General features: G+C 71.5%; 17 protein-coding genes. 13 read left to right on the forward strand and 4 right to left on the reverse strand.

Going from position 1 to position 14,392, the window contains the following annotated elements; translation table 11 throughout:
• Window positions 1–48 precede the first annotated feature (48 nt).
• From ACWEFB_RS19490 to ACWEFB_RS19515, 6 genes are all read left to right on the forward strand, one after another.
• Window positions 49–1,131 carry an LCP family protein gene (locus tag ACWEFB_RS19490; protein WP_452287222.1) on the forward strand — a complete coding sequence of 361 codons (1,083 nt, stop codon included), beginning with the start codon at window positions 49–51 and terminating at the stop codon, window positions 1,129–1,131.
• A gap of 56 nt (window positions 1,132–1,187) precedes the next feature.
• On the forward strand, window positions 1,188–1,523 hold the full coding sequence (locus ACWEFB_RS19495) for a rhodanese-like domain-containing protein (RefSeq protein WP_326561785.1): 336 nt from the start codon (window positions 1,188–1,190) through the stop codon (window positions 1,521–1,523).
• A gap of 2 nt (window positions 1,524–1,525) precedes the next feature.
• Entirely contained in the window at window positions 1,526–2,323 is a 798-nt protein-coding gene (locus ACWEFB_RS19500; RefSeq protein WP_452287224.1) for a glycerophosphodiester phosphodiesterase, read from the forward strand.
• A 50-nt stretch (window positions 2,324–2,373) separates the two neighbouring features.
• Window positions 2,374–3,834, forward strand: coding sequence for a PAS domain-containing sensor histidine kinase (locus ACWEFB_RS19505; protein ID WP_326561787.1), 1,461 nt, complete (start codon window positions 2,374–2,376; stop codon window positions 3,832–3,834).
• A gap of 76 nt (window positions 3,835–3,910) precedes the next feature.
• Window positions 3,911–4,321: an ATP-binding protein gene (locus ACWEFB_RS19510; protein ID WP_452287432.1), complete on the forward strand. Its 411-nt coding sequence runs from the start codon at window positions 3,911–3,913 to the stop codon at window positions 4,319–4,321.
• A gap of 100 nt (window positions 4,322–4,421) precedes the next feature.
• Window positions 4,422–5,348: a DUF5926 family protein gene (locus tag ACWEFB_RS19515; RefSeq protein WP_452287226.1), complete on the forward strand. Its 927-nt coding sequence runs from the start codon at window positions 4,422–4,424 to the stop codon at window positions 5,346–5,348.
• Window positions 5,349–5,386: 38 nt separating this feature from the next.
• Here the strand turns inward: ACWEFB_RS19515 and ACWEFB_RS19520 are convergent, their stop codons facing one another.
• On the reverse strand, window positions 5,387–6,595 hold the full coding sequence (locus tag ACWEFB_RS19520; protein ID WP_452287228.1) for an arginine deiminase: 1,209 nt from the start codon (window positions 6,593–6,595) through the stop codon (window positions 5,387–5,389).
• A 159-nt stretch (window positions 6,596–6,754) separates the two neighbouring features.
• Between ACWEFB_RS19520 and ACWEFB_RS19525 the strand changes: the two genes are divergently transcribed.
• The 5 genes from ACWEFB_RS19525 to pheA all read left to right on the forward strand — a co-directional run bounded on the left by ACWEFB_RS19525 (window position 6,755) and on the right by pheA (window position 10,246).
• Window positions 6,755–7,495, forward strand: a complete 741-nt coding sequence (locus ACWEFB_RS19525) for a hypothetical protein (protein WP_326561790.1) — start codon at window positions 6,755–6,757, stop codon at window positions 7,493–7,495.
• 183 nt (window positions 7,496–7,678) lie between these two features.
• Window positions 7,679–8,140 carry a PAS domain-containing protein gene (locus tag ACWEFB_RS19530; RefSeq protein ID WP_326561791.1) on the forward strand — a complete coding sequence of 154 codons (462 nt, stop codon included), beginning with the start codon at window positions 7,679–7,681 and terminating at the stop codon, window positions 8,138–8,140.
• Between the two features lie 75 nt (window positions 8,141–8,215).
• On the forward strand, window positions 8,216–8,605 hold the full coding sequence (locus tag ACWEFB_RS19535; RefSeq protein WP_326561792.1) for an ACT domain-containing protein: 390 nt from the start codon (window positions 8,216–8,218) through the stop codon (window positions 8,603–8,605).
• 86 nt (window positions 8,606–8,691) lie between these two features.
• On the forward strand, window positions 8,692–9,279 hold the full coding sequence (locus ACWEFB_RS19540; protein WP_326561793.1) for a hypothetical protein: 588 nt from the start codon (window positions 8,692–8,694) through the stop codon (window positions 9,277–9,279).
• A gap of 10 nt (window positions 9,280–9,289) precedes the next feature.
• Complete coding sequence (pheA, locus tag ACWEFB_RS19545; RefSeq protein ID WP_452287231.1) at window positions 9,290–10,246, forward strand: prephenate dehydratase; 957 nt, start codon at window positions 9,290–9,292, stop codon at window positions 10,244–10,246.
• Between the two features lie 53 nt (window positions 10,247–10,299).
• Here the strand turns inward: pheA and ACWEFB_RS19550 are convergent, their stop codons facing one another.
• From ACWEFB_RS19550 to ACWEFB_RS19560, 3 genes are all read right to left on the reverse strand, one after another.
• Window positions 10,300–11,022 carry an AIM24 family protein gene (locus ACWEFB_RS19550; protein ID WP_452287233.1) on the reverse strand — a complete coding sequence of 241 codons (723 nt, stop codon included), beginning with the start codon at window positions 11,020–11,022 and terminating at the stop codon, window positions 10,300–10,302.
• An 85-nt stretch (window positions 11,023–11,107) separates the two neighbouring features.
• Complete coding sequence (locus ACWEFB_RS19555) at window positions 11,108–11,470, reverse strand: metallopeptidase family protein (RefSeq protein ID WP_326561796.1); 363 nt, start codon at window positions 11,468–11,470, stop codon at window positions 11,108–11,110.
• A 144-nt stretch (window positions 11,471–11,614) separates the two neighbouring features.
• Window positions 11,615–12,046 carry an OsmC family protein gene (locus ACWEFB_RS19560; protein ID WP_452287235.1) on the reverse strand — a complete coding sequence of 144 codons (432 nt, stop codon included), beginning with the start codon at window positions 12,044–12,046 and terminating at the stop codon, window positions 11,615–11,617.
• 144 nt (window positions 12,047–12,190) lie between these two features.
• Between ACWEFB_RS19560 and ACWEFB_RS19565 the strand changes: the two genes are divergently transcribed.
• A complete protein-coding gene (locus tag ACWEFB_RS19565) occupies window positions 12,191–12,964 on the forward strand; it encodes a hypothetical protein (protein ID WP_452287237.1) in 774 nt (257 codons plus the stop codon).
• A 141-nt stretch (window positions 12,965–13,105) separates the two neighbouring features.
• Complete coding sequence (gene serS, locus ACWEFB_RS19570) at window positions 13,106–14,365, forward strand: serine--tRNA ligase (RefSeq protein ID WP_452287239.1); 1,260 nt, start codon at window positions 13,106–13,108, stop codon at window positions 14,363–14,365.
• The last annotated feature ends 27 nt before the right edge of the window (window positions 14,366–14,392 follow it).

Consider the following 14,392-nt stretch of genomic DNA (forward strand, 5'->3'; position numbering starts at 1 on the left):
TGCCCACGCGGCAGGGTCCGGGAGGCTGCCACGAACAGATCCGAACGAGTGGGTCGGGAGCAGCCGGAACACTCGGAACAGAAGGCTGATTCGTCGTCTTCCGGCGGACCGGGACGAGGTCGCGCGAAACGGGTACGGCGTACCGCCCGTTGGCCCAGGGTCCTGCTCGGCATCGGGATCGGCCTGGTGCTGATCGCCGTCGCCGCCGGCCTCGGTCTGCGCGGCGTGACCCAGCGGTACGACAACAGTGTGGCCAAGGAGCTGCTGCTCGACCCGGCCGCCCGGCGGGACCGGGCCGCGGGCAACGGCCCGCTCAACTACCTCCTGGTCGGCTCGGACCGGCGGGCCGCCACGGCGCAGTCGGACCAGCGGGCGGACACGATCCTGATCGTGCACATTCCGGCCGGGCTGAACCGGGCCTACCTGATCTCCGTACCCCGGGACCTGCTGGTGGAGATCCCGCCCTCGCCGGCGAACGCCTATCCGGGCGGATCCGACAAGATCAACTCTGCGTTCCACTACGGCGGCGGCGGACAGCCCGGCGCCCGACTGCTCTCGGCGACCCTGACCCAGATCACCGGCCTCCGGTTCGACGGCGCGGCGCTGATCGACTTCTCCGGCTTCCGCAAGGTGATCGACCTGCTCGGCGGGGTGAAGATGTGCGTCGACACCCCGGTACGGTCGATCCACACCAACACCCAGTTCAACCCCGGCTGCCAGGACATGAACGGGGCGACGGCGCTGGACTACGCCCGCCAGCGCTACGACCTGCCGGCCGGCGACTTCGACCGGCAGCGGCACCAGCAGCAGTTGCTCCGGGCGATCATGGACAAGGCCAGCGCGAGCGACCTGCGTACCAACCCGCTGAAGCTCGACCAGGTGCTCCGGGCGGTCGGCGCCTCGTTGACCGTGGACACCAACGGCAAACCGACCCAGGACATCCTGTTCGACCTGCGCGGGCTGCGCCCCGAGGCGATGAGGGGCATCCAGGTCCCGTCCCGCTCCGAGATGATCGGCGACACGTCGTACGTGGTGCTGGACGACAGCGCGACCGGCCTGTTCCAGGCCCTGCGGGGGCCCGATCTGGACGCCTGGGCACAAGCCAACCCAAAATGGGTGAACAAGCTTTAGCGGCGCGGCACCGCCCGGCCGCACCGGCCCGACCGTCCGGCTCTAGGCTGGACGCCGTGAACGGATCGAGAATTCCCACCGTGACGGTGTCCGAGGTCGACGACGAGGCGTACCTGCTCGACGTGCGCGAGCCCGACGAGTGGGAGGCCGGCCACGCGCCCGGCGCCCACCACCTGCCGATGATGGAGGTGCCGGCCCGCCTCGCCGAGCTCCCCACGGACCAGGACGTGGTCGTGGTCTGCCGGTCCGGGGGCCGCTCCGGCCAGGTGGTCTCCTACCTGCTCGGCAACGGCTGGGACAACGTACGCAACCTCGAGGGTGGGATGCAGGAGTGGGCGGCGTCCGGCCGACCGGTGCAGAGCGAGAACGGGCAGCCCGCCCGAGTGATCTGAGCATGACCGGTCCACTGGTGTTCGCACACCGCGGTTCGTCCGCGGTGCTGCCCGAGCACACCCTGGCCGCGTACCTGCGGGCGCTGGACGAGGGCGCGGACGGGTTGGAGTGCGACGTCCGGCTGACCCGCGACGGGCACCTGGTCTGCGTACACGACCGGCGGCTGGACCGGACCAGCAACGGCACCGGGCTGGTCAGCACCCGTACCCTCGCCGAGCTGGACCAGCTCGACTTCGGCTCGTGGCACAGTGCCACGGCCGGCGAGGACCTGCCGACCGACGTACCGGCGGACCCGTCCCGGACCCGGTTGCTCACCCTCGACGGGCTGCTGCGCGCGGTCCGCGCCGCCGGCCGCCCGGTCGAGCTGCTGATCGAGACCAAACACCCCACCCGGTACGGGGCCGACGTCGAGCGCCGGCTGGTCGACCTGCTCCGCCAGCACGGGCTGGTCGACCGGAACCCGGACGAAACCGTACGGGTCACCGTCATGTCGTTCTCACCCCTGGCCGTACGCCGGATCCGCGAACTGGCCCCGCACCTGCCGACCGTGCTCCTGCTCGAGGTGCTACCGCCCTGGATGCGGGTGGGCCGGCTGCCGTTCGGCGCCCAGATCGCCGGCCCCGGCATCGGGCTGCTCCGGGCCCGTCCCCGGCTGGTGCCGGCGTTACGCGCCGCCGGCAACCGCGTCTACGTCTGGACGGTCAACGAACCCGACGACCTGGATCTGGTCCTCGACTCCGGGGTGGACGGCATCATCACCGACCGTCCGGCGCTCATCCTCGACCGGCTGGGTCGCTGACCGGCCGACCGGGACTGCCCAAAGCCGACCGGAGAAGGCAGACTCGGGGCATGCCGGACCGCCCCGATTACCCCGCGCTCGTCGCCGGCCACACCGTCGTCATCGAAATGATCAATTCCGGTGACGCCGCACTGCCGGTCCTCGGTCACCTGCTCCGGGTCGCCCAGCGGACGGTCGGCGCGGCCGGCATGGCCTTTGTGGAGTACGGCCCCACCCGGGGCAGGATCATCGCCGCCACCGGGGCCGCGGAGTGGGCCCTCGGCCGACCGGTGCCGCTCGGCGACCCGGCCACCGAACGGCTGCGGTCCGGTGCCCGGGTGCAGGACATGCGGGTCGACGCGCTCTCCTGGGAACTGGCCCACCAACCCGACCGGTCGGACCTGCGCCGGATGGTGGTGGCGCGGGCGGAGATCGGCGGGGTGATGATCGGGAGCCTGCACGCCCTCTATCCCGACGGTGACGACGACTGCGGCCCGGAACACCGGACCGTCCTGACGTACGTCGCCTCCTGCGTCGCGCACATGTACGGCGACCAGGCGGGTCTGCCCGTACACGGGGACGGGCCGGTGGTGGCCGCGCTCGCCGACGGGCTCGCCATCGCCGACCGGGACGGCTTCGTCCGGCTCTGGAACCCGGCGGCGGAACAGATCGTCGGGCGGACCGCGGCCCAGGCGCTCAACCACCCGCTGCCGTTCCCGCTGCCACCGCCGGGGCAGGTTCTCGACCACCGGCTGCCGGACGGTCGGTGGATCAAGATCACTTCGGGGGAGCTGCCCGGCACGGTCGCCTCCCGGGTGGTCACCTTCCGCGACGTCACCGACCAGTTCCGGCAGGACCACGACACCGACCTGTTCGTCGCCGTCACCAGCCACGAACTCCGTACGCCGGTGACGGTCATCAAGGGGTACGCCGACACCCTCACCGACCACTGGGACTCGCTCTCCGAACCGGACCGACGCCAGGCGGCACGGGTGATCGGGCAACGGGCCGGCGAACTGGCCCGCCTGGTCGACCGGCTCCTCTCGGCGGCCAACGACGCCGGTCCGGTGGGCGGTGCTTCCCCCGTACCGTTCGACCTGGTCGAGGCGCTGCGCGCCGCGGTCGCCGACCTGCCCGCGCACCTGCGCCGCCGACTGGTCCTCGCGCTCCCGGTGGACCTGCCCAAGGCGCTCGGCGACCGGGCCAGCCTGGCGACCGTGCTGACCGAGCTGGCCACCAACGCGGACAAGTACTCGCCCGCCGACTCCCCGGTGGAGTTGCGCGCCGAGGCCGACGGACACACGGTGGCGTTCCGGGTCAGCGATCGTGGCGTCGGCATCCGACCCGAGCATGTGGAGCGTGCGTTCGACCGGTTCTGGCAGGGCGAGTCCGGCGACCGCCGGCAGTACCCCGGCGCCGGGCTCGGCCTCTACCTGGTCCGCCGGATCGTCGAACGACAGAATGGATGGGTTTCCCTGCGACCTCGGGCCGGGGGCGGTACGGTCGCAGAGGTGCGGCTGCCCAGAGGGTGATCCGCACCGATGGATTCCGGCGGTGCTCCGAGGAGGCACGTCCGTGGTTACGGGGATCGCTGAACGCTCGTGGTGCGTGGTCGTGCCGCACCAGGCGAGCGGAGCACGGACGGCCCGGCAACGGCTGGCGACCGAGCTGTCCGGGGTCATCCCGGCGGAGTTGCTCGCCGACGTCGTCGCCGTCCTGGCCGAACTCGTCGGCAACGCGGTCCGGCACGCCGAGCCGCTGCCCGGCGGGGTGGTCCGGGTGGCCTGGCGCCTGCGTCACGGGCCCGGCACCGACGTGGTCGGAATCCGGGTCACCGACGGCGGCGCGACCACCTCCCCCCGGATCCGTACGGTGGGGTTGGAGGCGATCGACGGCCGTGGGCTGCACATCGTGACCGCCCTCACCACCCAGTGGGGCGTCGAACGGGACGGCCTCGGGCAGAGCGTCTGGGCCGAACTCGCCGCCCCCGCCGCGGACCGCCTCGTCGCGCTGTCCTGACCGTGCCGTCCCCTGTCCTGACCGTGCCCGGGACCGTCGACCGGCCGGTGGGGCACCGAGCGGCCCGGAGTCCGGCCCCGATCCTCTAGGCTGTCTCGCCGTGAGCAAGCGTCGAAAGCAAACCCGGTCCTCGGCCGTTGCCGGTTCGAACAGCACGCCGGACGGCGGCCAGCGGCCGGCGAAGGAGAAGCGGGAGAAGGTCCGCGACGTCTTCGTCCCCCGGCCGTTCGAGGGACTCGCCGACGAGGCGGAGTGGATCGCCCTGCGCGAACTCGTACCGGCCGCGTCGGCCCCGCTCCAGCTCACCCCCGACCTGGTCGAGCAGTACGGCGACCGCCCGGTGATGCTCTCCACCGTGCTGCCGATGGCGTGGCCGGCGATGACCAAGCCGGACGGGCGGGTCTTCATCGGCCTCCAGCGCCACGACCAGTCCGGTGACGTCTCCCGGGACCTCGCCGTCGCGCTGCTCGCCGCCCTGGACGCCGAACCCGGACAGCAGGTGTCGGTGCCGCCGCTGCCCGGCGTCGGTCCCCGGCTGCAGGACCTGCTGGTCACCGACCGGCTCGACATCACCATGCACGAGGGCTTCGACTTCTGGCTGGATCCCGACGCCGCCGACGACCCGACCGTGCAGGCGTCGCTGGAGCGAGCCAACGCGTCGATCTACCCGACCGTACGGCTCGCCGCCGCTCCTGCCGCGTACTGGTGCCGGGTGCCGGAGAAGAGCCACGTGCGCTGGGTGCTGCCCGACGACGAGGACGCCGCGCTCGACGCGCTGTCCCGGCTGAGCGCCGCCGGTGAGCTGACGCTCGGCGAGGGCACCCGGTTCGCCGGGATGTTCCGGGCCCACGGGCGGCTCGTACCGGTCTGGGACCTGCCCCGCGATCCCGAGGCGGACGAGTGGGAGACCCCGCTGGCCGACTTCGCCAAGCGGTACGCCGCCGCGCTCGCGGATCCGTCGCCGCTGGACGGTGCCGCCCGCCGCGCCCGCCAGGGCCTGGTCGGCCGCCAACTGACCCTGCGCTGACCCTGGCCCAGCGCTCGGCGATCCTCGCCCCGCCGCTGTCAGCGGGGTGAGTCGCGGACCAGGGGGCAGGACATGCACCGCGGGCCGCCTCGGCCCGAGCCGAGTTCGGAGCCGGCGATCCGGATCACCTCGATCCCGGCCCGTTCCAACTGGGCGTTCGTCTCCACGTTGCGTTCGTACGCGACGCAGAGCCGGGGAGCCAGGGCGAGGGTGTTGTTGCCGTCGTCCCACTGTTCGCGTTCGGCGGTCACCGGGTCGAGGCCGGTGTCGATGACCCGAAGCGTGTCCAGGTCCATCGCGTCGGCCGCCGCCCGCAGGAACGGCGCCGGCCCGTCGACCTGCGGCTCGCCGTCGGCGCCGTTGACCACGGTGTACGCCGTCAGGGTGTCGGCGACGTTGGCGTACATCAGAACCGTGTCGACGTCGACCATCGTGCAGACGGTGTCGAGGTGCATGGTGGCGCGTTCCTGCGCGATCGGCACCACCAGGATGGTGTGCGCGAGGTCGGCGGCGAAGACCCGGCGGGCCAGCCGTTCGGCACCGGCCGGTGTGGTCCGTTCACCGACGCCGACCGCGATCACCCCCGGGGCGAGCAGCAGCACGTCGCCGCCCTCGATCCGCTCCAGGCCCGGCTGGTAGACGAACGGCGTACCGCCGAACCGGGGGTGGTGCCGGTAGATCGCGTCGGTCAGCGAGGTCTCCCGCTGCCGTGCGGGCATAGTGAGACTCGTCACTGCGGCATGGTCTCGGATCCAGGTGGATGAATCTCTGGTGAAGAGAAGATTGGGCAACGGGTCGATGACGAAGTCGTGTCGGTCGAGCAAGGTGTAGACCAACCCGCCGGGCCGGTCCCAACTCGTACGGAGTTCCTCGTGCGCGAGCCCGGCGATGAGCACGGTGGCGAGCGCGGCCGGGTCGAGGTAGGTCAGATGGTCCGCCACCCGCCGCCGCAGCGTCTCACCGAGCCGGGGGTCGCCGAGCACCTGCTCGGTCACCTCGGCCCTGGCGTCGGGCAGGGCCAGCGTCTCGGCCAGCAGGTTTCCCAGGTAGAGGACCTCGACGCCACGGGACGCGAGGGCGGCGGCGAAGGCGTCGTGCTCCTCCTGGGCCCGTCCGACCCATGGGATGGCATCGAAGAGCAGCGAGCCGTTGTTGCGCGGGGTGAGCCGGGCGAGTTCGCCGCCGGGCCGGTGCAGGAGCACCGTACGAAGACGACCTACCTCACTGTCGACGTAGTGTGTCACCATCGAAGCGTAGGGCAGGACTTGTCACCATCCGGGAAAACGGGCTGGGGGTGAATATGGCATTCATCCATACTCACTCAGCGGTTCGTCTTGCAGAACCACCGGTGTGGCCACGTACGGTAGTGAAGACATAACCCGAGGGACCTTTTGCCGGAGGTCACGATGACTGTGTTTCCTGCGCGCCGAGCGGTACCCACCGCCCGAGCCCTACCCGCCCCGCCGCCGACCGGGCCGTCCGGGACGCTCGAAGCCGTTCGTCCCACCCCATTGGACTGGGCCCGCCGTCGCCGCGCCGAACGCGAAGCCCGCCGGGTCGAGGGAGCTGCCGCACGCGCACTCCACCAGCTCGACCACCTCGGTCCCTCCTGGCACGTGATCGACGTTCCGCGCGCGGAACTGGCCGGTGGCCACCCGATCGCCCTCGACCGCGGCGCGCGCGACGAGCGGGCCAGCTTCCTCGCGATCGGACCCAGCGGCCTGTTCGCGGTCACCATCGCCGACCACGGCCGGGCCCGCGTCATGATCGCCGGTGACGTGGTCCAGATCAACGGCAAGCGCCCGAACTACGTCGCCGAGGCACGCCGGGACGCCAAGCGGGCGAGCAAGGCGCTCTCCACCGCGGTCGGCCTGAACGTACCCGTCACCCCGGTGCTCACCTTCGTCGGTTCCGGCGTGATCAGTGTCTACGGCCTGCCGAAGGAGTGTCTGGTCGCGACCCACCGCGAACTGGACCGCCTCCTGGTGGCCGGCGGCACCCGGATCAGTGCCGCCACCGCGGAAAAACTCTCCCGGGTCGCGCAGGCGCCTTCCACCTGGTTGAACGGCCCCTACCGGTCCGCCGCGGACTACCGTTGGTACGAGGACGGCCGAACGGCCGCTGACAAGCGGGCCAGCCACCGGTAACGTCACCAGCCAACGTCACCTATCGGGGCGGGAGTCCGCTTTCGCCCCCGTGGCATCGCTCGGCCCTGCCCTGGACCGTGCGCTGTCATGGCTCGCCGTCGCGACGGCCCCACCGGGGGTAAGTACCGAACCGTCGCGGTCGGCTAGCGTGGGTCCGACTGGTGAAGTTGCATAGGAGGCGCGGTGGCCCACGTCGAACTCTCACTCACCGAGGCGTTCGTGCCACCCTCCACCGGGACCTCGGCGGATCACGAGTCCGACAGCTTCGCCAACTGGTCCGCCAGCGTCTCCCTGGCAGCCGAGGCATGTCTCCTCATCGACCTGCGTACGACGATCACCGCCATCTCCGACTCGTGCTGCACCCTGCTCGGCCTCAGCGCCCCGGCGAAGGTGGTCGGCCACCCGCTGCTCGACGGCGAACTGCGGTTGCTCGACTTCACCGCCGCCCGGGGCGAGTTGAACGAGCAGGAGGTCGACAAGATCCCGCCGCTGCTCGCGCTCAGCTCCGGCCGGCTCACCCGTGGCCTGCTCCGGGTCCAGGCCGGCACCAGTCCGACAACCGACGCGACGGTGGACGCGATCTCGACGCCGCTGCTGGTCGCAGGGGCGGTCGCCGGCTCCCTCACCTTCTTCGCCCCGGTCTGACCGGCCGACCCACTGTGTCGCTCGCCGCACACTAAGGAGTTGGGCGGTCGACCGGGCTCACCGTAAGGTGCCCTCATGTTGGATATCGCTCTGCTTCCGGAGGAGTACGCGGTGTGCCGGCTGCCGGCCGGCTCGTCGCTGCCCGCCGGGCTGCTGGGCGGTACGGCGGAGTCCGGCGTCCTCTCGGTGACCTGGACCGCCGACGAGGTGTCGATCATCTGTCGGGCCGACCGGGCACCGGTCGAGGCCACCGTCGAAACCCCGTGGCGCTGCCTACAGGTCGCCGGACCGCTGGACATGGCCCTGACCGGGATCCTGGCCTCGCTGGTCGTACCGCTCGCCGACGCCCGGGTCAACATCTTCGCGTTCTCCACCTACGACACCGACTACCTGATGGTGCCGGCGGTCCGACTCGCCGAGGCACTGGCCACCCTGACCCACGCCGGTCACCGCGTCTCCGGCTGAGCATCTATCTAGCGGCCGGTCCACAGGAATACCATGGGGCCCGGTCAACTGATCGGCTTCTCCGCCCCGGCGCAAGGAATCGGCCCGTGCTCCGCGCACCATCCTCACGTACCACCGTGGCCCGCCGGCTCGTCGCCAGCGGTCTGCTCGTCGGTGGCCTCGCCCTGGCCGGCTGTGGCACCCCGCCGGAATTGCGGAAACCGCCCGGCAGCGAGCTGCCCTCGCCGGCCACCGCACATCCCACCCCGACCGGCACCCCGGTCACACCGGGCACCCGCACCCAGACCCCCGGCACCTGGCCGACCCCCACCCCGCTGTTCGGCGAGAACACCGCCGTCGCATGCCAGGGCAAACCAACCGCCGACCAGGTGGTCGCCCTGCTCCGCCGCTCGTCCAGTGGGATCCCGCGCGGGGTCCAGTTGACCGTGCCGGCCCCCGGCCCGCTCTGCGCCGGCGACTGGCAGTACACCGTGGTCCAGGTCGGTGACCGGGGCCCATGGCAGGTGGTGTCGAAAGGACCGGCGACCGCACTGACCCTGGTCACCGCCGGGACCGACGTGTGCAGCATCCCGGTCCGTACGGGCGCACCGGCCGGCATCAAGACCGCCGCCTGCGAAACCCCGCCCCAGGTTGCCGGCGGGTACACCACGCCCCCGCCCACCACCGGTGCGTAGGCTGGACCGCATGCCCGGTGTACCACCGACCCGGTTCGTCTACCTCGGTCCCGAAGGAACCTTCGCCGAGCAGGCACTGCGTACCCTGCCGGCGGCCGTACGCGGCAGCCGTACCCCGGCGCGCAGCGTGCCGGAGGCCCTCGACGCGGTCCGGCTCGACGACGCCGACGCGGCGCTGGTGCCCCTGGAGAACTCGATCGGCGGCGCGGTCGGGGTGACCTTCGACGAGATCGTCGACGGCGACCCCCTGATGATCGCCCGTGAGGTGGTGCTGCCGGTCGAGTTCGTGCTGGCCGCCCGGCCGGGCCGGTCGCTGGACGAGATCCGTACGGTCGCCGCCCACCCGCAGGCGTCCACCCAGTGCCGTGGCTGGCTCCGGGAGCAGTTGCCGAACGCCACCGTGGTCGACGTGCTCTCCAACGGAGCTGCCGCCGCAGCCGCCGCAGCCGGTGAACAGGACGCCGCCATCTGCGCGCCGATCGGGGTGACCCGGCAACGGTTGGCCGTACTGGCCGAGAAGATCGCCGACCACGGCGACGCCGTCACCCGGTTCGTGCTGGTCACCCGGCCGAGCACACCTCCGCCGCCGACCGGCGACGATGTGACGTCGCTGGCCGTCTTCATCGCCCACGACCGGGTCGGTGCGCTGCTCGCGGTGCTGATGGAGCTCGCCGTACGCGGGGTGAACCTGACCCGGATCGAGTCCCGCCCGACCGGTGAGGCCCTGGGCCGTTACGTCTTCTTCCTCGACTGCACCGGGCACGTCGCCGACGACCGGGTCGGCGAGGCGCTGCGGGGACTGCGTCGGGTCTGCGCCGACGTACGGTTCCTCGGCTCGTACCCCCGGCACCGGTGGGGGGTGGCGCCGCACGAACCCCCGGTGCCGGCGCCACCGGGCCTCAGCGACGCCGACTACGCCGACGCGACCGCGTGGCTGACCCGGCTCCGGGCCGGCGAACTCGGCTGATCCCCGTGGCGGGGTGACCCGTACGGCCACCCCGCGCGCTCGTGCCGCCCGGTTCAGCTCAGCAGACCGCCGAGCAGGCCGCCCTGCTGTTCCTGCTGGCCACTGCCCTGCACCGGCGGCTCCTCCGACGGCTGCACGACCACGAAGCCCTGTCCGGCGAAGCTCATCGTGAACGCCTCCCCGGTACGCCGCCCGAGCAGGGTCCCGAGCCCGAGCTGCTCGGCCCGGTGGTAGCCGGTCTGCAGGCTCGCCGACCAGCAGACGGCCGCCTGCGGGTCGACGAAGGTCGGACCGTCGACGTTCAGCACCACCGGGGTGCCCTTGGTGGTGATCGCGATCCGGCCGTAGCCGGTGAACACGCAGTTGAACAGGCCGGACGACGAGGCCATCCCGGCGCCGCCGACCATCCTGATGTCGTACTGGAGGGTGGAGTCGAAGGCCAGGACGCTGGATCCGTTGATCGACAACGCGTCGCCGGGCTCGAGGTCGATCAGGTGTACGTCACTGGCGTAGTCGGCGAGGAAAACATCGCCCCGGCCGACGACCTTCATCAGCGGCACACCCTCGCCGGTGAGCTTCTGCTTGAGGAACTTGCCGAGGCCGCCGGAGCCGAGTGCCTGGAACTGCACCTGTCCCTGGTAGGCGACCATCGAGCCGACGCGGGCCATCGCCTCGCCGTTCAGCTCGATCTTCAGCATCTTGGAGTTCTGCAGCCGCAGGCCGGGCTGGTCGGACTCCTTCTCCAGGTTCTCCGCGGAGAACAGCGCGCTGCGCATGGGTGTTCCTCCTGGTAGGGGTTGTTGCCCGAGGGTAGGCACCGGACGCAAACGAAGGCCGGACGCAGGGCGCGAAAGGTGGGAGTCAGCCCCAGCCGAGGGCGTGCAGGCGCTCGTCGTCGATGCCGAAGTGGTGTGCGATCTCGTGTACGACGGTGACCGCGATCTCGTCGATCACCTCGTCGTCGTCCTGGCAGATGCGCAGGATCGGATAACGGTAGATGAAGATCCGGTCGGGCAGGACGCCCGCGTAGTCCCAGCCCCGGCTGGTCAGCGCGTGGCCCTCATAGAGCCCGAGCAGCTCGGGCCCGCCCTCGGGCGAGTAGTCCTCGACCAGGATCACCACGTTGCTCATCAGGCGGAGCAGCTCCGCGGGCACCTCGTCGAGTGCCTCGCCGACCAGCTCTTCGAAACGCTCGCGGCTCATCTCGACCGGCACGCTCACCATTGTGCCCGATCAACGCGGTGCCCACCGGGCGTCGAACACCGGGTACGGGTGAGCGCGGTGCCCCGGCAGCCGTACCCGTCGGTCTGCCGACGCGTACGGGCGTGCCGTGAACACCGCGCTCGGCGGCTCGGATCAGGTGCCGGGTCAGGCGGAGAGGCGGGCGACCAGGGAGATCTCGGCGCCCGGGGAGAGCAGCCGGGAGATCGGGCAGTTGGCCTTGGCGCTCTCGGCCTGCTTCTGGAACTCGGCCTCGTCGATGCCCGGCACGTCCCCGACGGTTTCGAGGTCGATCCGGGTGACGGAGAACCCGCCGTCGGTCTTGTCCAGGTGGACCTTTGCCGTGGTCTCGACCGAGGTCGGGGCGAACCCGGCGTCGGCCAGGCCCTTGGAGAAGGCCATCGAGAAGCAACCGGCGTGAGCCGCGCCGATCAGCTCCTCGGGGTTGGTCCCCTCGCCCTCCTGGAACCGGGACTTGAATGAGTAGTTCCCCTCGATCCCGCCGTTGCCGGTGCGGATCGTGCCGGAACCTTCGGTCAGGTTGCCCTGCCAGCGGGCGGAAGCAGTACGGATAGGCATGACCACGACGCTAGTGCAAACCGGCCGGCGATGCGACGAACCGGGGCGGGACCATGGACACAGCGTCGGCGGCGTTCCGGGGTGCGGTCAGGAAGCTGTGTCATGATGCGGCGAGGACCGCGCTTACCCGGAAAGGGCACGGCCATGTCCCAGGAGTACCCGATTCCCCGGCAGGATGTCCGGTCGGAAGGCGTCGCCATGGTGGAGTGGGGCGACCAGGACGAACCGCGCCGACCCCGCCGCCGTGGCGACCTGATGACCCGCCTCGCTCGGGACCCCCGGATGGTGCCGGTGGTCGCCGGGATCGGGGCGGTCGCCGTCTTCGCCTCGCTGGTCGGTGAGTGGACGATCATGCGGGTGCCGAACTTCGGGCCGGAGGGTGTCGGGACGGTCGGCCGTACTCCGGTCGGGGTCTCCGACTCGACCAACTTCGGGGCCGCGTACCTGTTCGGGGTCTTCGGCATCGTCTGCTGCCTGGCGCTGGTCATCTTCGGCACGACCGCCGTACGGCGCAACGTCCGGGTGGTCGGCCTGGCCATCACCGGTACGGTGCTCGGCGTACTCGTCGCCGCGTCGCTGACCCTGGACAACATCTCCCGGCTCGGGATCGGTGAGGACACCGGCCTGCGGATCGAGTACGGCCGCGGGCTGGTGATGGCGTACGTCGGCACGGCGCTGCTCGGGCTCGCCCTGTACCTCGCCGGTCGGCTGCTCGGCCCCGAGCCGACGCCGTCCGCGCCGCCGGTCGCCGGAGCCGACAGCCCCGAACAGGCGGATCCGGACCCCGATCCCGTCTTCTCCTGGCGCCGGCAGGCGAGCACGGGCACACCCGACGACGAGCTGGACGACGTGCCCCGGGACCTGACCGTCGGCCCGACCACCCCGTTCGCCTCGCCCGAGCCACCGGAAGCCCGCTGAGGCCGGTCGTCACGGCCCACCGAGGCCGGTCGCCGCAGTCGGGCCGGCCGCCGGGCGGCCACGTGCGGGATCACGCCGCCGACCGCGCCGGGCAGATATCGCGGTGAAGGTTGGCGGCCCTTCCCGGTAGGCTCACTTCCCGTGATTGACCTGCGTCTGCTTCGCGACGAACCGGAAACCGTCCGTGCCAGCCAGCGTGCCCGTGGCGAGTCCGAGTCGGTCGTCGACGACCTGCTCCGGGCCGACGAGCAGCGCCGAGCCGCAGTCGGGCGGTTCGAGGCGCTCCGGGCCGAGCAGAAACAACTCGGCAAGCAGATGCCCAGGGCCACCGGAGACGAGCGGACCGCGCTGCTGGCGCGTACGAAGGAGCTTTCGGGCGAGGTGAAGGCGGCCGAGGCCGCCACCACCGAGGCCGACGCGGCGCTGCGCCGGGCCCAGCTCGCGGTTCCGAACGTGGTCGAGGCGGGCGCCCCGGCCGGCGGCGAGAACGACTACGTCGTGCTGCGCGAGGTCGGCCAGCTACCGGTGATCGACAACCCGAAGGACCACCTCGAGATCGGCGAGGCGCTGCGGGCGATCGACATGGAACGCGGCGCCAAGGTCTCGGGCAGCCGGTTCTACTTCCTGACCGGGGTGGGCGCGCTGCTCCAGCTCGGCCTGCTCCAGCTCGCCATCGCCCAGGCCGTCGAGTACGGCTTCACCCCGGCCATCACCCCGGCCCTGGTCAAGCCGGAGTCGATGGAGGGGACCGGTTTCCTCGGCGCGCACGCGAGCGAGGTCTACCGGCTGGACGCGGACGACATCTTCCTGGTCGGCACCAGCGAGGTGCCGCTGGCCGCGTACCACTCGGAGGAGATCCTCAAGCTGGACGACGAGCCGCAGCGCTACGCCGGCTGGTCGTCGTGTTTCCGCCGCGAGGCCGGCTCGTACGGCAAGGACACCCGGGGGATCATGCGGGTGCACCAGTTCGACAAGGTGGAGATGTTCTCCTACTGCCGCCCCGAGCAGGCGCACGAGGAGCACCTGCGGCTGCTGGCCTGGGAAGAGGAGATGCTGGCCAAGGTCGAGATCCCGTACCGGGTGATCGACGTGGCAGCCGGCGACCTCGGATCGAGCGCGGCCCGCAAGTACGACTGCGAGGCGTGGGTGCCGTCGCAGGGTCGCTACCGGGAGGTCACCTCGACCTCGAACTGCACCACCTTCCAGGCCCGGCGGCTGAACATCCGCTACCGGGACTCGGACGGCAAGCCGCAGTTCGCCGCCACGCTCAACGGCACCCTCGCGACCACCCGGTGGCTGGTGCCGATCCTGGAGAACCACCAGCAACCGGACGGTTCGGTACGCGTACCGAAGGCGCTCCAGCCGTACCTCGGTGGACGGGACGTCCTCGAACCGCGCTGATCCGGGCGGACACCCGGTGTGTCGATG

The organism is Micromonospora sp. NPDC004704 (assembly GCF_053601675.1).